General features: G+C 71.3%; 11 protein-coding genes. 10 read left to right on the top strand and 1 reads right to left on the bottom strand.

Features of this window, described 5'->3' with window-relative positions; translation table 11 throughout:
• The first annotated feature begins 52 nt into the window (after nucleotides 1–52).
• The 4 genes from ACFY8U_RS27045 to ACFY8U_RS27030 all read left to right on the top strand — a co-directional run bounded on the left by ACFY8U_RS27045 (nucleotide 53) and on the right by ACFY8U_RS27030 (nucleotide 3941).
• Entirely contained in the window at nucleotides 53–1303 is a 1251-nt protein-coding gene (locus ACFY8U_RS27045) for a pyridoxal phosphate-dependent aminotransferase (RefSeq protein ID WP_389574626.1), read from the top strand.
• Between the two features lie 41 nt (nucleotides 1304–1344).
• Complete coding sequence (locus ACFY8U_RS27040) at nucleotides 1345–2913, top strand: tryptophan halogenase family protein (RefSeq protein ID WP_389574624.1); 1569 nt, start codon at nucleotides 1345–1347, stop codon at nucleotides 2911–2913.
• Between the two features lie 238 nt (nucleotides 2914–3151).
• Nucleotides 3152–3379: an MbtH family NRPS accessory protein gene (locus tag ACFY8U_RS27035; protein WP_361601918.1), complete on the top strand. Its 228-nt coding sequence runs from the start codon at nucleotides 3152–3154 to the stop codon at nucleotides 3377–3379.
• Nucleotides 3380–3497: 118 nt separating this feature from the next.
• On the top strand, nucleotides 3498–3941 hold the full coding sequence (locus tag ACFY8U_RS27030) for a helix-turn-helix domain-containing protein (RefSeq protein WP_361440789.1): 444 nt from the start codon (nucleotides 3498–3500) through the stop codon (nucleotides 3939–3941).
• Nucleotides 3942–3969: 28 nt separating this feature from the next.
• Here the strand turns inward: ACFY8U_RS27030 and ACFY8U_RS27025 are convergent, their stop codons facing one another.
• Nucleotides 3970–4689 (bottom strand): tryptophan 2,3-dioxygenase family protein, encoded by a 720-nt coding sequence (locus ACFY8U_RS27025; protein ID WP_389574620.1) that lies wholly within the window; start codon nucleotides 4687–4689, stop codon nucleotides 3970–3972.
• Nucleotides 4690–4862: 173 nt separating this feature from the next.
• Between ACFY8U_RS27025 and ACFY8U_RS27020 the strand changes: the two genes are divergently transcribed.
• The 6 genes from ACFY8U_RS27020 to ACFY8U_RS26995 all read left to right on the top strand — a co-directional run bounded on the left by ACFY8U_RS27020 (nucleotide 4863) and on the right by ACFY8U_RS26995 (nucleotide 20159).
• On the top strand, nucleotides 4863–6710 hold the full coding sequence (locus tag ACFY8U_RS27020; RefSeq protein WP_389574617.1) for a non-ribosomal peptide synthetase: 1848 nt from the start codon (nucleotides 4863–4865) through the stop codon (nucleotides 6708–6710).
• A gap of 146 nt (nucleotides 6711–6856) precedes the next feature.
• On the top strand, nucleotides 6857–11389 hold the full coding sequence (locus ACFY8U_RS27015) for an amino acid adenylation domain-containing protein (RefSeq protein WP_389574614.1): 4533 nt from the start codon (nucleotides 6857–6859) through the stop codon (nucleotides 11387–11389).
• The gene (locus tag ACFY8U_RS27010) at nucleotides 11386–15450 is read left to right on the top strand and encodes an amino acid adenylation domain-containing protein (RefSeq protein WP_389574611.1); all 4065 of its coding nucleotides are present in this window, start codon (nucleotides 11386–11388) and stop codon (nucleotides 15448–15450) included. The genes ACFY8U_RS27015 and ACFY8U_RS27010 overlap by 4 nt, the downstream gene beginning before the upstream one ends.
• Nucleotides 15447–16532: a Gfo/Idh/MocA family oxidoreductase gene (locus ACFY8U_RS27005; protein ID WP_389574608.1), complete on the top strand. Its 1086-nt coding sequence runs from the start codon at nucleotides 15447–15449 to the stop codon at nucleotides 16530–16532. The genes ACFY8U_RS27010 and ACFY8U_RS27005 overlap by 4 nt, the downstream gene beginning before the upstream one ends.
• A gap of 79 nt (nucleotides 16533–16611) precedes the next feature.
• Complete coding sequence (locus tag ACFY8U_RS27000; RefSeq protein ID WP_389574606.1) at nucleotides 16612–18447, top strand: ABC transporter ATP-binding protein; 1836 nt, start codon at nucleotides 16612–16614, stop codon at nucleotides 18445–18447.
• On the top strand, nucleotides 18444–20159 hold the full coding sequence (locus ACFY8U_RS26995) for an ABC transporter ATP-binding protein (protein WP_389574603.1): 1716 nt from the start codon (nucleotides 18444–18446) through the stop codon (nucleotides 20157–20159). Before ACFY8U_RS27000 ends, ACFY8U_RS26995 begins: the two co-directional genes overlap by 4 nt.

Here is a 20159-nt window from a genome sequence, read left to right as displayed (position 1 = left end):
CCGATCGTGCGCGTTCGAAAGAAGAACCCAACGGAGCAAAGGTGGTACGAGCGTGAGCCGGGACATCCTGTCCGCCGCGGAATCGATTCCTTCGTCGTGTCTGCACCGAATCTTCCGGGCCGCGGAGCGGCGTGAGGTGGAATCCGGCGCCGAAGTGGTGAAGCTGCACGTCGGCGACCCCTACTTCAACCCCTCCGACGACGTCGCCGACGCGTTCGTCGACGCCGTGCGGCGGGGCGACACCAAGTACACCGGCGTGGAGGGCCTGGGCGAGCTCCGCGAGGCGGTCGTCGACAAGCTCCGCACCGACAACGAGGTGGACAGCGCGGTCTCCCGCCTGCTGATCACCCCGGGGTCGTGCCAGGGCCTGGCCGCCCTGCTCCAGACGCTGGCCGAGCCCGGCGCCGAGATCCTCGTCCCGGAACTGCACTGGCCCGTCCACCTCCAGCAGGCTCTGCTCGCGGGCTTCCGGCCGGTGCTGTACCCGCTCGGGCCCGGTCTGCGGCCCGACCCCGAGGTGATCGCCGCCGCCGCGACCCCCCGCACCCGGGTCCTGCTGATCAACTCCCCGGCCAATCCGACCGGTGTCGTCCTGGACCGCGGAGAGCTACAGACCCTGCTGGACCTGGCGCGCGGGCGCGGCTGGCACGTCATCAGCGACGAGGCGTACGAGCACTTCCTCTACGACAGCGAGCACACCTCGGTGGCCTCGCTCGAGCGCGACCTCCCGCCGGCCGAGCGCATCGTGCACAGCGTCTTCAGCTTCTCGAAGAGCTTCGCGATGACCGGCTACCGGCTGGGCTATGTCGCACTCGCCGACGACCGGGCCGCCGACGTGATGAAGGTCGTCCAGGAGGCGAACATCATCGGCACCTCGACCCCCGTGCAGCACGCCGGGATCGCCGCGCTGAACAGCCGTGCCGAATCGACTGCGGTCAACCGCAAGAAGGTGCAGCACAACCGGGACGTCATCCTGTCGCCGCTCGTCGAGGCCGGGCTCCTGCGGGAACTGCCGGCCGGTGGCTGGTACGCGATGCTCGACGTCGCCCGGACCGGCCTGGACGCCGAGACGTTCGCGACCCGGCTCCTGGAGAGCAAGGGCGTCGCGGTCGTACCGGGCGAGGGCTTCGCCATGCGGCCCGACGCGGACGACCGGGGCCGGGTCCACTCCCATGACTACGCCCCCTGGGCGCGGCACCTCGTCCGGGTCGCGTTCTGCGTGGACCCGACATCCCTGGAGACCGGGGTGACCCGCCTCCTGGAGTTCGTCGACGAGTGCGGCGACAACGTCGCAGCAGGGTGAATTCCGATCAGGCCGGCCGGTGCGAAGGAAGTGAGGACATCATGAGCAAGAGCGTTGTCATCGTGGGTGGCGGGACGGCGGGCTGGATGACCGCCTCGTATCTGAAGGCGGCGTTCGGGGACCGGCTCGCGGTCACCCTCGTCGAGTCGAGGAACGTGCCCACGATCGGTGTGGGAGAGGCGTCGTTCAGCACGATCCGCCACTTCTTCGCCTACCTCGGCCTCGAAGAGTCGGACTGGATGCCCGAATGTCACGCGACCTACAAGCTGGGGATCCGCTACGACAACTGGCGGGCCGAGGGGCATCACTTCTACCACCCCTTCGAGCGGCCGCGGACGGTCGAGGGCGTGTCGCTCGCCGACTGGTGGCTGCACAAGCGGCCCAGCGCGGACTACGACAGGGACTGCTCCGTGATCGCCGCGCTCTGCGAGGCGAAGAGCTCGCCCCGGCAGTTCGAGGGAAGCCTCCTCGCGCTCGGCGCCGGCGAGCAGGACCCGGCGGCCGTCGGCCGGTCCACCATGGCCCAGCAGACGACCCAGTTCCCGTACGCCTACCAGTTCGACGCCACGCTGCTGGCGAAGCTCCTCACCGGATACGGCACCGATCGCGGCGTCCGGCACGTGCTGGACGACGTCGTCGACGTCGCGGTGGACGAGCGCGGTGACATCCGCCACGTCCGTACCAAGGAGAGCGGCGACCTCTCGGGCGACCTCTTCATCGACTGCACCGGCTTCCGCAGCATGCTGCTCAACAAGAAGCTCGCCGTGCCGTTCCTCTCCTACCAGGACACCCTGCCGAACGACAGCGCCGTCGCGCTGCGCGTGCCCATGGAGATGGCCGACCAGGGCATGGGCCCGTACACCCGGGCCAGCGCCCAGGCCGCCGGCTGGATCTGGACCATTCCGCTGTACGGCCGGACCGGCACGGGATACGTCTACGCGAGCGACTACTGCACCCCGGAGGAGGCCGAGCGCACACTGCGCGCCTACGTCGGGCCGGCCGCTGAGGCCCTGGAGGCCAACCACATCAAGATGCGGATCGGCCGCAGCGAGAACTCCTGGGTGAACAACTGCGTGGCGATCGGTCTCTCCAGCGGCTTCGTCGAGCCGCTCGAGTCGACGGGCATCTTCTTCATCCAGAACGCGATCGAGCAGCTGGTCAAGCACTTCCCCGGTGGCCGGAACGACGAGCAGCTGCGTGTCTCGTACAACCGTCAGGTGGCCAACGTCATGGACGGCGTACGGGAGTTCCTCGTGCTCCACTACGTCGCCGCCAAGCGGAACGACAACGCGTACTGGCGCGATGCCAAGACCCGCACGATGCCGGACGCGCTGGCCGGCCGCATCGAGCAGTGGAAGGCGAAGCTCCCCGACGAGGACACGGTCTTCCCGTACTACCACGGCTTCGAGCCCTACTCCTACACCGCGATGATCCTGGGACTCGGCGGGCTCGACGTACGTCCGCTGCCCGGCCTGGCCCTGATGGACGACATCGCCGCGGTCAAGGAGCTCCAGCTGGTCCGCGACCAGGCCAGGTCCCTGGTCGAGACGCTGCCGAGCCACGCGGACTACATCGCCCACGTCCACCGACGGAAGTCGACGAGCGCCTGACGGACGACCTCCCCGTAGGACGGAGCCGGTGGGGTGGGATGCACGACGCATCCCACCCCACCGGCTCCCGGCGTCTGTCAGGTGATTCATTCCTCCGGCCCCCGCATGAGGAACGCACAGTGGCCGATGCGGTGCGAACCTGGTCCGCCGCGATCTCGCGCTGTTAGCGTCTCCATCGCCCGCCGAATTGCGGACGGACGACTGAATTACTTTCCTTCTCCTGAGGAGTCGTACGGAAATGCCCAACGCCTTCGAGGACGACAGCCGGGAATACCTCGCACTGTGCAACGACGAGGAGCAGTATTCGATCTGGCCGCACGGAAACGCCGTACCCGAAGGCTGGCGCGTGGTCTACGGCCCTGAGTCCCGGGAAAAGGTCGTCGACCATATCGACCGGGTGTGGACGGACATGCGGCCGAAAAGCCTGCGACACGCGCAGGCCGGGCACGAGGACGTGCCGGCCTGATCGGTCGTACGAGAGCGCGCCTGGTCCGGATACCGAAGGAAAAGGGTTCTGGGGGATACCTGTGACGACAGATGTGAAAAGCCGGGTCAAATTCGTCCGATGGCCCGCCGAGCGCGACATGCGCGAGCAGTGCAAGTCCAGAGGGCACCTGTGTCTGCTCGTGGTCGAGCACGGAGCGCCTCCGCCGGACCAGCTGAGCTTCTACGAGGACTGGGTGCGCCCCCCGATCGTCCAGGAGGACCTCCAGGCCCGGGTGCGTCAGCTGGCGGCTCGGGCCGTTCTCAAGTCACAGCCGGTCCTCGACCCGGCGGGCATCCTCTACTTCAAGGACCTGTCCGTCACCCTCTCGCTGACGCAGTGCGAGATGCTGGCGCCGCTGGTGGCCCGGTACTGCCAGATCATCTACCGGACCGAACTGCGGGAGATCCTGGAACACTCCGGTTCCAGCTCGTCCAGCAACGCGCTGGATCTGCACGTGATGCGGTTGCGCCGCCGCCTGCAACTGGTGGGGCTCGCGGTGCGCAACGTATGGGGGCGCGGGTTCGTCCTGGAGCCGGTCTAGGGCCGTACGCCGGCCCCGCCCGGGTGGGTCAGGAGGTCGCGACGGTGAGGCCGACGTGCGCCTGGCTGCGTAGCTCGCGGAGTTCCGCGAAAGGGAGATGACATCGGCTCAGCAGGTACTCGGCGCCCGAGGTGCCGCCGGTTCCGGCGTGGCTGCCCATGATCTTCGTGACCAGGCCGACATGGCCGACCTGCCAGCGGAAGTAGCCGTTGCCCAGTTCGAGCAGCGCCTCGATGATCCGGTAGTGGACGCCCGCCTCGATGCCGGACCGTGCGAGGTCGGCGACCGTGTGACCCGACCTGGCGACCCACGCGGTGAACGACTCGTAGAGCGGACCGTCCTGCTTGGAGTGACCGATGAGCTTCGCCAGACGGTGGAACTGCTCCGACTGCGCGCCGCTCGCCGTTCCGAGGACCTCCCTGAACCGGGCGAAGTCGCTCAGCGGCAGACGGTCGAGAGCGACCAGCTGGGTGTGCAGCACCTGGACGAGGTCCGCGGAACGGTGCAGCAGATCGACGATCCATTCCGCGTCGGAGGTGTCGTCGGTCGTCGTGAACACATCGATGACGGCTTCCAGGTCCGCGATCGTCTGCCGGAGCCACAGCTCGCTCGCCTGGTGGGCGACGATGAAGAACTGTTCCGACAGAACAGTGGACTTCAGGGCCGAGGAGCCGGCGGTGCGAGGCTTCTGGAGGGACAGCAAGGTATCCAGTTCCAAGTAGTCCTGATAGGTCACGTCATCGGTCACTTGATTCCCTCTCTCCGTGACGAACTCGTACCGTGTGCGCCTTCGGTCAGCACGGTCGGGCAACTGGGCGGCGTTGCCGGGCACCACGTCATTATGTGGCGGCCCGAGGCCCCGCGAGGTCCGAGGAAAGAGTTCTTTCACGGCTTGTCCGGCCGGTGCGGCGCCGTGCCATCGTGGTGACTGTTGATCGTGCTCGACTCTCTGTCGGAGGCGGAGCGGAGTTGAATACTGTTTCGGAACATTTCGAATCCGTGGTTGCAAGGTCGAGTGACGCTCCAGCTGTGATTTTCGGAGATTCCGTCGTCGACTACGCGGAGTTGAACGCGAGGGCGAACCGGCTCGCCAGGCGCCTGATATCGGCGGGCGTGGGACCGGATTCCCTGGTCGCGATCGCCGTACCACGCTCGACCCGCCTGATCGTCGCGGTCCTTGCCGTGCTGAAGGCCGGCGGAGCATATCTGCCGCTGGACCCGACCTATCCGGCCGAGCGCCTTTCGCACATGGTCGTGGACGCCCGGCCGGTCCTGCTGCTGCGGACCGAGAGCGTCAGCTCACTGGAGCTCGGCGTGCGCGAAGTCGTCCTGGACGAGGCCTCCTTCGAGGCGGAGTGCGCGCGGGAGCGGACCGACGACATCGCCGAGGGCGAGCGTCCGGCGCCGCTGACCCCGGCCCACCTGATGTACGTCATCTACACCTCCGGGTCGACCGGCGTGCCCAAGGGCGTCGCGGTCAGTCACGCCGGCGTGGCCGACCTGGTCACCACGCAGGCCAGGCTGTACGGGGTCGGCACCGGCGACCGGATACTGCAGTGGGCGTCGTTCAGTTTCGACGCCTGGTTCTGGGACTTCACGCTGGCGCTGCTGCAAGGCGCCGCACTCGTCATGGCCGAGCAGCACGAACTGATGCCGGGCGAGTCGCTGCGCGAGACGATGCTCAGGCACGACGTGAACCACGCGGTGCTGCCGCCGGTGGCACTGGGCATCACCGACAGCGAAGGGCTGCTGGTCGACGGCACGATCACCTCCACCGGCGACGTCTGTACCAGGGCCCTGGCCGAGGAGTGGTCCAAGGGCCGGGGCCTCTACAACGCGTACGGTCCCACCGAGGTGACCGTGGGCGCGTCGATCGGCGGGCCGATCGAGGGCCTCCAGGACGAGGTGACCGTCGGAACACCGTGGGACGGCGGCGCGGTCTACGTCCTCGACGACGGTCTCCAGGACCTCCACGACGGCCGGGAGGGCGAACTGTTCCTGGCCGGATCCGGAGTCGCCCGCGGCTATCTCAACCGTCCGGGCCTGACCGCGAGCCGGTTCGTCGCCGATCCGTTCGGCCCTCCCGGAAGCAGGATGTACCGCTCGGGAGACAGCGGACGGCGCGGGCCGGACGGCCAGTTCTACTTCACCGGCCGCGTCGACCACCAGGTCAAGGTCCGCGGCTTCCGTATCGAACTCGGCGAGATCGAGGCCCGTCTGGAAGCACACCCGGCCGTGGAGATCGCCGTGGCGGTCGTCGGCGGAGACGACGTCTCGACCGAGCACATCGTGGCCTACGTCAAGACCTCGGCGCGGCACGACGTCTCCGACGCGGAACTGCGCGAGCACACACGCCGCGCGCTTCCCGAGCACATGGTGCCGTCGACGGTCGAGACGCTCGACCGCTTCCCCACGCTCCTCAACGGCAAGCTCGACCGCAAGGCACTCGCCGAGCGGGCGCGGCGCTCCACCGCCGGCACGGCCGCGGCACCGGCCTCCGGCACCTCCGGCACGGACACGGCGCTCTCCGGCGAGGAGGCCCTCTTCGCCATGGTGCGGGAGACGCTCAAGGTCGCCGAAGCGAACCCGCAGGACAACTTCTTCGACCTGGGCGGTCACTCGGTGCTCGCCGCGAAGCTGGCCAGCCGGATCCGCAAGGAGCTCGGTGTGATCGTGCCGATGCGGGCCATCTTCGAGGCCAAGACCCTGGGCGAGCTGGCCCGGATCGTGGGCGAGGCCAAGGGAGCCGACGAGGCCAGGCCGTCCTGAGGCCACCACCGGGCCGTCCGTTCCCCCGTCCTCGGAAGCAGTAGTGCAGCAAGACGCCGCGGAGTCGACAGTGTGCAAGGGAGCTTGGAATGTCATCGGACAGTGCTGACCTCGGCGCGGGGGCTCCTGTCGCCACGATGAACGGGATGGATCGCGACACCCTGCGCGGGATGGTGTCCGAACTGCTCGGCATCGAACTGACCCCCGCGGACGACGACAGCAGCCTCTTCGAACTCGGCCTGCAGTCGCTCGAGATGATGCGCCTGGCGGGGCGGCTCAGCCGGGCCGGTACCGAGGTCACGTTCACCCAGTTGTCCGACGACCCCCGGTTGCTCGCCTGGTTCGACCTGCTCGCTCCCGGGACCGAGGCCGCGCCCGCCTCTCCGCCGTCGGCGCCCGCCCCGGTCCACGACGACCCCGGCGACCGGCCCTTCGCGCTCACGGCGGTGCAGCAGGCGTATCTGATCGGCCGCGCCGACGACCAGCCGCTCGGCGGGGTCAGCTGTCACGCGTACCTGGAGTTCGACGCGACGCAGGTGGACGCCGAGCGCCTGGAGAACGCCGTACGAGCCCTGATCGAGCGGCACCCCATGCTCCGCGCCTCGTTCGCCGACGACGCGACGCAGCGCATCGAGCCGGAGTCCCCGTGGCCGGGCCTCACCGTCCAGGACGTCCGCGAACTCACGGACGACGAGGCGGACGCCGCGGCACTGGCCCTGCGTGACCGTCTTTCGCACCGGCGTCTGCGGGTCGATCGGGGCGAGGTCATCGACGTCCATCTGACGCGGCTGCCGGGGGCGGTGGACCGGCTCCACTTCAACGTGGACCTCCTGGCCGCCGACCTGGCCAGCATCCGGGTGCTCCTCGACGACCTCGCCGTCCTCTACGACGACCCCGAGGGCCTCGACGACCTCACGTACACGTTCGGCCACTACCTCGCGGACCAGGAGCGGCTGCGCGCCACGGAGCGCGAACGGGCCCGCGCGTACTGGCAGCAGCGGCTGCCCTCGCTGCCGGGCGGCCCGAAGCTGCCCCAGGCGATCGACGCCGAGGCCGTCGCCGTACCGAAGTTCGTCCGGCGCTCCCGCGCGCTCACGGCCGAGGAGTGGCGCCGCATGGAGCGGTGGGCGGGCGAAGCCGGCCTGACCCCCTCGGTGGTGCTGGCCACGGCCTTCGCCATGGTCCTGGGGCGGTGGAGCGGGGAGGACCGCTTCCTCATGAATCTGCCGCTGTTCCACCGCGACCTCGACGCGCACCCGCAGATCGACCGCATCGTCGCCGACTTCACGGGTCTGGTGCTCGTCGAGGCCGACCTGACCGGTGAGAGCTTCGCCGACTGCGCCCGCACCCTGCAGAAGCGGATGCACGAGGACATCGGCCACGCCGCCTACTCCGGCGTCGACGTGCTGCGCGACCTCGTCCGGACGGACCCGGACGCACCGCGCACGGCGCCGGTCGTCTTCGCCTGCGACCTGTCCGCGCCGCTGGTGCCGGACGCCTTCGAGGCCCGCTTCGGCGAGGCGACGTGGATGATCTCCCAGACCCCGCAGATCTGGCTCGACCACCAGACCTACCGCACCCGTGACGGCGGTGTGCTGCTGGTGTGGGACGCCGTCGAGGAACTCTTCCCGGACGGTGTGCTGGACGCGATGCTGTCCGCCTACGACGACCTCGTCCGCGGCCTTCTGGACGGCGGGTGGGACACCACACTCCCGGCGATCCCCCTGCCCGCGGACCAGCGACGACAGCGGGAGCTAGTCAACTCGGCGACCCGCCCGCTGAGCGAGAACCTCCTGCACACGGCCTTCTTCGAGCGGGCCGCCGAACGAGCCGGGCGCCCCGCCCTGCTGTGGGGCGAGACGGACGCGATGGCCCACGACGAGCTGGCCCGGCGCGCCCTGGGCGTCGCGGGCGCGCTGGAGCGGCGTGGTGTCGGCCCCGGCTCGTACGTCGCCGTGGTCGCCCCGAAGGGCCCGCAGCAGATCGCGGCGGTGCTCGGAGTCCTCGCCGCCGGTGCCGCGTACGTGCCCATCGGCGTCGATCAGCCGGCCGAGCGGCGCGCCCGCATCCTCGAACTCAGCGGCGCCCGGGTGATCCTCGACGGCGGCGGCGCCGTGGAGTCTGCCGGCAACGGTGCCGAGGTGCTGTCGATCGACGAGGCGATACGCGCGACGCCGCTCGACGCACCGGTGGGCGTCGACGCCGACGCCACCGCGTACGTGATCTTCACCTCCGGCTCGACGGGTCTTCCCAAGGGAGTGGAGGTCAGCCATCGCGCCGCGGTCAACACGGTCGAGGACATCGACGAGCGGTTCCACGTCGGGTCCGACGACCGGGTCCTCGCCGTGTCCGCGCTGGACTTCGACCTCTCGGTGTGGGACGTCTTCGGATTCCTCGGGGTGGGCGGCGCCGCCGTTCTGGTCCCGGAGTCCGGCCGGCGCGACGCCAACGAGTGGCTGGCGCTCTGCCGCCGGCACGGGGTGACCGTCTGGAACACCGTCCCGGCGCTGCTCGACATGCTGCTGACCGCCGCCGAGGGGTCCGCGCTGCCGGAGACCATGCGCCTGGCCCTGCTGTCCGGTGACTGGATCGGTCTCGACCTGCCCGACCGGCTGGCCCGCGCGTCGAGCGGCCGGTGTCGGCTGATCGCCCTCGGCGGCGCCACGGAGGCCGCGATCTGGTCGAACGCGTACGAGGTCACCACCGTGCCGGAGGGCTGGCGGTCGATCCCGTACGGAAAGCCGCTGCGCAACCAGAAGTTCCGCGTGGTGGACGGCCGCGGCCGGGACTGCCCCGACTGGGTGGCCGGAGAACTGTGGATCGGCGGCAGCGGTGTCGCCCTCGGCTATCGGGGCGATCCGGAACTGACCGCGGCCCGCTTCCCCGACGTGGACGGGGAGCGCTGGTACCGGACCGGTGACCTCGGCCGCTACTGGCCGGACGGCGACCTGGAGTTCCTGGGGCGTCTCGACCACCAGGTGAAGATCAACGGTTTCCGCGTCGAGCCGGGGGAGATCGAGGCCTGCCTCCAGGCCCACCCCGCGGTGGCGCAGGCCGTGGCCGTACCGTTCGTCGAAGGGCGGCGCGAACTCGTCGCCGCCGTGGTCGAGCGGACGACGGCGCCGGAGCGGAGCCCCGGGGAAGCAGGCGGCGAGGGACCGGACCACGCCTTCCTGCCGCCCACGACCGACGCCGCGGCGGAGACCGACCAGCGGCTCCACGAGCACCGGCTCGTCGAGGCACTGCTCGCGGGCGTCGTCGCACCGCTGCTCGGCCCCGGCGACGCCACGGCCGGGAACGCGCCCGTATGCGCCGAACAGCGTCCGGTCGTGGACATCTGGCTGGATTACCTGACGCGGCGTTCCGTCCTCGTGCGCCGTGCCGGCACGACGTACGAGCAGGGCCCCCGGTGGAGCGAGGTCACGGACGCGCTCTGGGTCAAGCAGGTACGCGAGGCCACCCACGGCACGTGTCTCGAACCCGTCGCGACCGCACTGGAATGGGCCGGGCCGCTCCTCACTGCCATCGTCTCCGGCGACGCCGACGCCGTCGCGCTGCTGGACGACCCGGTACTGGCTCCGGAGGCCCTCAACGATCTGATGCCGGGAGCGGCGGAGTGCCTCGCCACCGTCGCCCGCGACCTCCAGGCCCGTACCGGGGATTCGGCACCGGCCGCCGTCGCCGAGTGGGACGTGGCCGGCGGCCTGGGTGCCGTACGGCTCCTCGACCGACTCGGAGCGGACGTGGCCGAGTACACCCTCCTCGGCTCCTCCAAGCCGGCGCTGGCCAAGGCCGAGGCGCTGCTGGGCGAGCGGGGGCAGCGGGTGCACACCGCGGTGCAGGGCGCCGCCGCGATCGCCGGACAGCACGTCCACGCGTACGGCGCCGTCGTCGCCAACAACGTGCTGCACCGGATGGAGGACCCGGAGACGGCCGTGGCCACCATGGCCCTGCTCCTCGCGCCCGGCGGACGCCTCTACCTCGTCGAGCGCGCGTACCCGACACCGCTCGCCCTGGTCGCCGCGCTGCCGCTGGAGGCCCGCGCCGGACGGTTCGACGAGGGGCGACCGGAGCGCGCCTGGCTGTACGGCCCCGAGCGGTGGACGCGTGCCTGCGCCGCGGCCGGACTCGGCGACGTCCGTGTCCTGCACACCGAGGCCACCGGCGAGATCCTGCTGTGCGCGGACCGGCCCGCGTCGGCCCGGGGGATCGACGTGCAGCAGGTGCGCGCCTGGGCGGCGGACCGGCTGCCCGACCACATGGTGCCCGCCCAGCTCGTCGTCCTGCCCGACCTGCCGCTCAGCGCCAACGGAAAGGTCGACCGGCGCCGTATCCACACCGTCCTGGAGCACTCCGTCGAGCGGGCCCGTGACGTGGGCGACCCACCGCGGGGCGACACCGAGGTGTTCGTCGCCGAACGGTGGACGAAGCTCCTCGGCGCGGACTCGGTGGGCCGGGACGAGAACTTCTTCCTGCTCGGAGGCGACAGCCTGCTCGCGACACGCTTCGTCGCCGAGGTGCGGGAGGCACGGGGCGTCGAACTGCCCATGCGCGAAGTGATGCGCACCCCGACCGTCGCGGGACTGAGCGCGCTCATCGACCGGCTGGCTCCCGCCGGCGGCGAGCGGCCGGCCGACGGCTGGGACGACGGTGACGACTGCGAAGAGGGTGCGGTGTGAACGCCAACGACCTGCTCGACGCGTTTCGCGGCGCCGGAATCCGGCTGTGGCGGGACGGGGACCAGCTGCGCTTCCGCGCCCCCCGCGGCGCCATGACCGACCAGCGCCTCGCGGAGCTGCGCCGCCACAAGGCGGAGCTGCTCGCGCTCGTGGCCGACAGCGCGGAGCCGCCGCGGGCGGGGCACGCCGACGTCGCGGTGTGGGAGGCCCGGCCCGAACAGCGGGGGGAGCCCTTCCCGCTGACCGACATCCAGTCGGCGTACCTCTTCGGCCGCAGCGCCGCCTTCGACTACGGCGGCGTCTCCTGCCACATCTACCTGGAGTTCGCCTACCCGGCCGGCCTGGACCCCGACCGGTTCCAGCAGGCGTGGGACGGGCTGGTCCGCCGCCACGACACCCTGCGCACGGTCATCCAGGAGGACGGCACCCAGCGTGTCCTGCCCGTGCTGCCCGACACCGCCGTCGAGGTCGCCGATCTGCGCGGAGCTCCCGACGACACCGTCGACAAGGCGATCGCCGGAGTACGCGACGACCTCTCCCACAAGGTGCATCCCACGGGCGTCCGCCCCATGTACGAGCTGCGCCTGACCCTGGCGGCCGAGCGCAGTGTGCTGCACGTGTCGGTGGACTTCATGGCCCTGGACTGGATCAGCCTGCAGCAGGTGCTGTCCGAGCTGGACCGCAGGTACGACCGGCCGGACTGCGAACTGCCGCCGGTGGACGCCACCTTCCGGGACTACGTACTGTCCGAGCGCCGCCTGCGCGACACCGAACGGTACGCACGCGACCGCGCCTACTGGTCGAAGCGGATCGACGAGCTGCCCGGTGCCCCCGTGCTGCCGCTGCGCGACGACCACGACCCGGCGACGACACCGCCCCGCTTCCGCCGTCTCACGGCCACGCTGGAAAGCCGGGTGTGGCAGGCCCTGAAGACGCGCGCCACCGAGCGCGGCATCACCCCGGCGAACGCGGTGCTCGCGGCGTACGCCGAGACCATCGGCCGCTGGAGCAGCACCGAGCGCTTCTGCCTGGGACTGCCGGTCCTCAACCGGATGCCGCTGCATCCGCACGTGGACCGGCTGCTCGGCGACTTCACCTCCCTCAGCCTGCTCGCGGTCGAGAACGAGGGCCGGACGAGCCTGACCGAGCGGGCCCGCGCACTGGGCGAGCGCGTCTTCGACGACCTCGACCACCGGCTGTACAGCGGTGTGGAGGTGCTGCGCGAACTCGCCCGGCGCCGAGGCCGTGAGGCGGCGGTGCTCCCCGTGGTGTTCACCGGCAGCATCGGGGTCGGGAGCCCGCCCGCCTCGCCGGCCGGCCGCGACCCGCGCCCGGTGTACGGCATCAGCCAGACCCCGCAGGTGTGGATCGACTGCCAGGTCGGCGACCCCTTCGGCGGCCGCCTGGACATGAACTGGGACGTGCGGGAAGGCGTCTTCCCGGACGGCCTCGTGGAGGACATGTTCGCCGCCTTCGAGGGGCTCCTGCGCCGGCTGGCCGAGCACGACGAACCGTGGTCGGCGGTGGATCCGCAGCCGCTGCCCGACCGGCAGCGCGCCCTGCGGCGCACGGTGAACGCCACGGAGGCACCGGCACCCGACTGCCTGCTCCACGAACCGCTCGTCGCCTACGCCCGCGCCCACCCCGACCGGGTCGCGGTCGTCGACGGCGGCGGGTCGCTCACCTACGGCCAGTGGCTGGGGCGCGCCGCCGGAGTGGCCGAGCGCCTGCGGGCCGCCGGGTGCCGCCCCGGCGACTTCGTCGGCGTACTGATCGACAAGTGCCGGGACCAGGCCGTCGGTGTGCTCGGCGCGCTGCTCGCGGGCGGTGTGTACGTCCCCGTCGACCTCGGGCAGCCCGCGAGCCGCCGTGACCGGATCATCACCGCGAGCGGTACCCGGTTCGCGGTCGTCGCGGGCGCCCCGGCCGGAGCGCTGCCGCCCGGTGTCGAGAGCGTGGACGTGACCGGCGTACGGGAGGTCCCCCTGGCCGACGTCCCCGACGAACGCACGGTGGCGCCCGGGGACCTCGCGTACGTCATGCACACCTCGGGCTCGACCGGCCTTCCCAAGGGGGTGATGATCAGTCACCTCGCCGCCGCCAACACCGTGCACGACATCAACCGGCGCTTCGGCGTCGACGACTCCGACCGGGTCCTGGGGCTCGCGGCCCTGAGCTTCGACCTCTCGGTGTACGACCTGTTCGGCCCGACGGCCCTCGGCGCCACCCTCGTCCTGCCGGACCCCGCCCGCCGCGGCGACCCCTCGCACTGGGCGCGGACGGTCGCCGAGCACGGCGTCACGCTGTGGAACTCGGTCCCCGCGCAGCTCCAGATGCTGATGCACTACCTGGATGTCGAGCCCACCGAACTCGGCTCCCTGCGCCTGGCGTTGCTGTCCGGCGACTGGATTCCGCTGTCGCTGCCCGGCCACGCAGGACGGCATCTGCCCGCCACCGAACTGGTCAGCCTGGGCGGCGCGACGGAGGCGGCGATCTGGTCGATCCACCACCGGCTCACGACCGTCGAGCCGCACTGGCGGAGCATTCCGTACGGAACCCCGCTGGCGAACCAGCGCTTCCACGTCCTCGACGCCGCACTGCGCGACCGGCCCGACCTGGTCACCGGCGAGCTGTACATCGCGGGCATCGGTCTGGCGCAGGGCTATCTCGGCGACCCGGAGCGGTCCGCGGAGCGCTTCTTCCCGCACCCGGAGACGGGGGAGCAGCTCTATCGCACCGGTGACCTGGGACGTTATCTGCCGAACGGCGAGATCGAGTTCCTCGGCCGCGCGGACCACCAGGTCAAGATCCGCGGTCACCGGATCGAGCTGGGTGAGATCGAGGCGGTGCTCGGGGAGCACCCGAGGGTGGGCACCTGCGTGGTGATCGCGGCGGGCAGCGACGCCTTCGAGCGGGCGCTGGTGGCCTTCGTCATCCCCCGGCAGGGGCCCGGGCCCGTGGACCCCGCGGAGCTCGTCGGCTGGGTGGCCGAACGGCTGCCGGGCCACATGGTCCCGGCGCGGGTGCGCGTGGTCGACGGGCTGCCGCTGACCCCGAACGGAAAGGTCGACCGCAGGCGACTCCTCGAGTCGGCGCCCGCGCCCGCGCCCACGCCCGGCGCGCCGCGCGCCGAGCGCTCCGAGCCGCCGCGGCCGGGCCTCGAAAGCCGGATCGCCCAGCTGTGGGTGGAGGTGCTCGGCGGCGAACTGCCCGGCCGCGATCTGGGGTTCTTCGACGCGGGCGGCAACTCGCTGCTGGCGGCGCAGTTCGTCGGCCGGGTCCGCGAGCGCGTCCGTGAGGCGGCGCCTGCCCCCTTCGACGTACTGCTGCGCGTCCTTCTGGACACGCCGACGGTCGCGGGCCTCGCCCAGTGGCTGGAGACCGCCGGAGCGCCGGCGCCGGCGGCGGAGGCGTCGGAGATTCCGCCGTCCTCCCTGGTTCCGCTGGGCGGCTCGGGGGACGGGCCGGTCAGGCTGCTCGTGCACGACGGAACGGGAACACTGACCGCGTACGAGGCGCTGGTCGCCGAACTCGCCGCGGACGGACCGGTGATGGGCCTTGTGTCGCCCGACGGTGAGCCCGCCCTGGACGTCGACGCCTCGGACCTCGTCGAGGAGCTGGCCGTCGGCTACGCCCGCGAGGTGCGGGACGCCGGACACGACGACGTCGAGATCATCGGTCACTGTCTCGGCGGCCCGATCGCGCTGGAGCTGGCCCGCGCCCTGAGCGAGGCCGACGTGACGGTGCGGCGCCTGACGCTCGTGTCCGGCCACCGCGTCCCGTCCCTGCCCCAGGACGACCTCATGGTGGACCGGCTGCGCGAGGCCGCGGCGCGGTACGCACCGGAGCTGTACGCCGGAGACCTCACCCTTCTCCGCCCGGCCGCGCCCGCGCACTCCCTCCCCGGCACTCAGGACGACACGGCCGACTTCTGGCGCGGGGTGTGCCTGGGCGATGTGACGGTGGTCGACATCCCCGGCGACCACCACGGCTGCCTTCAGCCACCGCACGTCGCGAGCACTGCGGACGTGATCGCGGCGCGAGGGGCGGACCGCCGATGACGCGCGCGACCTCGGGGCCGATGCGCGTCGTGGTGTGCGGCACGCGCTTCGGCCAGGTGTACCTCTCGGCCCTCGCCCACGCCGCGCCCGGACGTTTCCAGCTCGCCGGCATCGTCGCCCGCGGCAGCGAGCGGTCGGTGGCCCTCGCCAAGGAGTACGGCGTCCCGCTGTACGGGGCGGTCGAGGAGCTCCCCGACGACATCGACGCGGCCTGCGTCGTGGTGTCGACCGCGGTCGGCGGCGGGCGCGGCGTCGAGCTGTCCCGGGCCCTGCTCGGCCGTGGAGTGCACGTGCTCCAGGAACACCCGCTGCATCCCGACGAGTTGGCGGACTGTCTGCGAACGGCGCGCCGGGCCGGTGTCCAGTACATGGTGAACACCTTCTATCCCCATGTGGAGCCGGTCCGCCGCTTCATCGCCTCCGCGCGCCGGCTGGTCCGGCTGCGCCGGCCGGTGTTCGTCGACGCCATGTGCGCCGTACAGGTCTCCTTCGACCTGCTCGACATCCTGGCCGAGATCTTCGACGGACCGCGCCCGTGGTCGATCTCCTCGGTGGGAACGGCCGCCGGGCGCCCGATGGTCGCGCTGGACGGACAGATCGCCGGGGTTCCGCTGACGCTCCGCGTGGAGAACCGGATGCAGGCCGGGGACGACAGCACCAGTCTGCTGCTGCACCGGATCACCGTCGGCACCGACGCGGGCAATCTGATGCTGGCCAACACCCACGGCCCGGTGATCTGGAGTCCGGTGCTGCGGACGCTCTCCGGCTCGACGGGGGAGCGGCTCCCCGGCCGGGACGACCCGGAGGAGCTGTGGCCGGACGGTCTCGCCGTCACCGGGGAGTACGTGGGACCCGCGGAGACGCCCACGTGGAGGGCGGCGATGCACGACGTGTGGGGCGAGGGCGTACTGACCGCGCTGGACCTGCTGCGTGAGCGCGTCGACGCCGGCACGGACCCGTTGCGGGGCGGCCAGCGGCATCTGGCCGTCGCCCGGGCCTGGCAGGAACTGACGGAGGTTCTGGGATATCCGGAGGTGGCGACGCCCGAATCCGGAGGCCCGTTGACGGCTGCCGATCTCTAGGTCGCAGCCCTGCTGCTCGCCGTGTCCGCTCGCGCTACAGTGATATCGGAACGCGTTTCAAAACACAATGAGGAGTCCAATGAACGCGATTGACTCTGCTGCGGTGAGCGAGCGGTCCGCGCCGTTATCGGGTACCGATTCAGGGGCACAGCAGAGTATGGGACGGCTCGTACGCCCCCATATCTGGAGTTTCGTGGCCGTCGTCGTCCTGCAGGTCGTCGGCGCCCTCGCCGGTCTGGCGCCGCTGCTCGCGGTCGTGGAGCTGGGGCGCACCTTGCTGGCGCCCGGACCGGTCGACCGTGACCACGTATGGACGGTCGTGATCCTGGGGGCGGTCGGCCTGTTCGTCCGGCTCGTGTTCACGGCCGCGTCGTCCGGCATCGGACACATCCTCGACGGCAAGGTCCAGTTGACGTTCCGCCGGGAGCTGGCCGCGCAGCTGGGACGCGTGCCGATCGGCTGGTTCTCCAGGCGCCGGACCGGTGAACTCGCCAAGGTGGTCGGGGAGGACGTCGGTGCCGTGCACCCGTTCATCGCCCACACCCCTGGCGAACTGGTGTCCGCCTTCGTCGTCCCGCTGGCCTCACTGGTCTATCTGTTCACCATCGACTGGCAGCTCACGCTGATCACGCTGATCCCCGTCGTCCTCGCGATCGCGCTGGTCCCCCTGATGATGACGCCGACCAGGGTGCGCGAACAGGAGGAGTTCGACGGGGCCATGGCACGCATCTCCAGCTCGGTCGTCGAGTTCGTCCAGGGCATCTCCGTGGTCAAGGCGTTCGGCGGGTCCCGGCGCGCCCACCGCACGTTCCTCACCTCCGCGGACGCCTTCGTCGACACCTTCAACCGCTGGGTGCACGGCATCTCCAGGATCGCCGCCGGGATGCAGCTCGTCCTGTCGCCGCCCTTCGTGCTGCTGGTCGTCCTGATCGGCGGAACGATCCGCATCACCGGCGGTGACCTGGCCCCCGCCGACCTGCTGCCCTTCCTGCTGCTCGGCCTCGGCCTGACCGCCCCGGTCGCGGCCCTCGGTCACGGCTTCGACGAGATGCAGGCCGCGGGACGCGCCATCGGCCGCATCAAGGACGTACTGACGGTGGAGGCGCTTCCGGAGCCGGCGCACCCGGTCCTGCCCCAGGGGCACCGGGTGGAGCTCCGCGACGTCCGCTTCGGATACGAGGAGGACCGCGAGGTGCTCCGAGGGATCGACCTCGTACTGGAACCGGGGACGGTCACCGCGGTCGTCGGACCGTCCGGAAGCGGAAAGTCCACGCTGGTCCAGCTGCTGCCGCGGTTCTTCGACCCGAGCCACGGCTCGGTCGTCCTCGGCGGTGTGGACCTGCGCGAACTCGGCAGCCGGGAGCTCTACCAGACGGTCTCCTTCGTCTTCCAGGACGTCCGGCTGCTGCGCGCGTCGGTCGCCGACAACATCGCGCTGGCCGTCCCGCACGCCGACCGTGAGGACGTCGTGCGCGCCGCCCGGCTGGCCAACATCCACGAGCGCATCCTCGAACTGCCGCGCGGATACGACTCGGTGATCGGCGAGGACGCCGGCCTCTCCGGCGGCGAGGGCCAGCGGATCGCCGTGGCCCGCGCCCTGCTCGCCGACACCCCCGTCCTGGTGCTCGACGAGGCGACCGCCTTCGCCGACCCGCAGACCGAACAGGCCGTACGCGGCGCCCTCGGGTCGCTGGAGGGCGAGCGGACCGTCCTGGTCATCGCCCACCGCCTGGAGACGATCGCCGACGCCGACACGGTGGTGATGCTGGAGGAGGGGCGGATCGTCGAGCGCGGCAGGCCCGCCGAACTCCTCGCCGCCGGCGGAAAGTTCGCCGCGTTCTGGCAGTCCCACCCATCGGTCGCCGATGACACCGAAGCCGACGGTCGCGCACCGCGAGGAGACGAGTCCCGATGATCCGAATGCTGTTGCGCGTGCTGGGGCGCGAGTACGCCCAGCCCCTGCGGCGCACCGTGACGCTGATGACGCTGACCGCGGTGGTCGAGGGCCTGTCCTACGCGCTGGTCGTCCCCGTCCTGCGGGAACTCTTCGGCGACACCCCCGAGGACGCCTGGCCCTGGCTGACCGCCTTCGGCGTCACGATCGCGGTCTACGCCGCGCTGCGCTACCTCAGCGACCTGTCGGGCTTCCACGTCGGCACCGCCCTGCTCCGCGGCATGTACCACCGCCTCGGCGACCATCTGGCCCGGCTGCCCATCGGCTGGTACAACGGGAGCCGTCTCGGCGAGGTCTCCGTCCTGGCCAGCCGAGGCGTCCTGGACGCGATGAGCGTCATCGCCCACCTGCTGGCACCGTTCATCTCCGCCTCCGTGACGCCGCTGACGATCGTGGCCGTGATGCTCGCCCACAGCTGGCAGCTGGGCCTTGCCGCACTGGTCGGTGTGCCGGTCGTGGCGGCGATCCAGATCTGGACCGGGCGTTCCTCGGCCGCCGAGGACGTCGAGCGCGAGGAGCGCGACCACGAGGCCACCGGCCGGGTCATCGAGTTCCTCCAGGCCCAGCCGGTGCTGCGCGCCGGCGGCCGCACCACCGAGCGTTTCCGGCTGCTCGACGACGCGCTGCGGGACGTCGAGCGCGCGTCCCGGCGCTCCACCTTCTCGGCCCTGCCCGGTGCGGTGGGTCTGACCCTCACGGTCCAGGCCGTGTTCACCGCCGTCCTGGTGCTCGGTGTCCACCTCGCCCTCGACGGCGACATCGGCGTGGCCGAGGTCCTCACGATCCTGGTGCTGGCGGCGCGCTGCGCCGACCCGCTGCTGTCGCTGACGGACATCGGCGGCAAGCTGCGCGGTGCCCGCTCGGTCCTGGCCAGGCTCGACACCGTCCTGCGCACCGAGCCGCTGCCCGAGGCCGCCGAACCGATCCTGCCGCAGCGCCACGACCTGGAGTTCGACTCCGTCGTCTTCCGCCGCGGCGAGCGCACGGTCGTCGACCACGCCTCGCTGTCCGTCCCGCAGGGCCAACGCCTCGCCGTCGTCGGACCGTCGGGAGCGGGCAAGAGCACGCTGCTCCAGCTGCTCGCGCGGTTCTACGACGTGGACGCGGGCGTGGTGCGCATGGGTGGGGTCGACGTACGGGACATCGACCCCGAGGTCCTGATGGCGCAGATCTCCATCGTCTTCCAGAACGTGTACCTCTTCGACGGCACGATCGAGGAGAACGTACGCCTCGGGCGTCCGGACGCCACCGACGCCGAGGTACGCGCGGCGGCTTCGGCGGCCCGCCTCGACGAGGTGATCGAGCGGCTGCCCGACGGCTGGGCGGCCAACGTGGGCGAGGGCGGCGCACTGCTGTCCGGCGGTGAACGCCAGCGTGTCTCGATCGCGCGAGCGCTCCTGAAGAACGCGCCCGTCGTCCTCCTCGACGAGGTCACCTCCGCACTGGACCCGGTGAACGAGGTCGCCGTCCACGCGGGCATCGAGCGGCTGATGGCGGGGCGAACGGTGGTGATGGTCGCGCACCGGATGCGGACCGTCCAACGAGCCGACCGGGTGGTCTTCCTGGACGGCGGCCAGGTCGTGGAGGAAGGGACCCACGACGAGCTGCTGAGCCGTGGCGGCCGCTACGCGAACTTCTGGAACATCTCCATGGCACCGGTAGCGAGGGACTGA

This window comes from Streptomyces sp. NPDC012508 (genome assembly GCF_042902595.1).
In the GTDB taxonomy this organism is placed as follows: domain Bacteria; phylum Actinomycetota; class Actinomycetes; order Streptomycetales; family Streptomycetaceae; genus Streptomyces.
This window is presented reverse-complemented; position numbering and strand designations above follow the sequence as displayed.

Excerpts from the sequence above, each read along its gene's own strand:
- ACFY8U_RS27040 (WP_389574624.1), top strand. The coding sequence starts at position 1,345 with ATGAGCAAGAGCGTTGTCATCGTGGGTGGCGGGACGGCGGGCTGGATG.
- ACFY8U_RS27035 (WP_361601918.1), top strand. The coding sequence starts at position 3,152 with ATGCCCAACGCCTTCGAGGACGACAGCCGGGAATACCTCGCACTGTGC.
- ACFY8U_RS27030 (WP_361440789.1), top strand. The coding sequence starts at position 3,498 with ATGCGCGAGCAGTGCAAGTCCAGAGGGCACCTGTGTCTGCTCGTGGTC.
- ACFY8U_RS27015 (WP_389574614.1), top strand. The coding sequence starts at position 6,857 with ATGGATCGCGACACCCTGCGCGGGATGGTGTCCGAACTGCTCGGCATC.
- ACFY8U_RS27005 (WP_389574608.1), top strand. The coding sequence starts at position 15,447 with ATGACGCGCGCGACCTCGGGGCCGATGCGCGTCGTGGTGTGCGGCACG.
- ACFY8U_RS27000 (WP_389574606.1), top strand. The coding sequence starts at position 16,612 with ATGAACGCGATTGACTCTGCTGCGGTGAGCGAGCGGTCCGCGCCGTTA.
- ACFY8U_RS26995 (WP_389574603.1), top strand. The coding sequence starts at position 18,444 with ATGATCCGAATGCTGTTGCGCGTGCTGGGGCGCGAGTACGCCCAGCCC.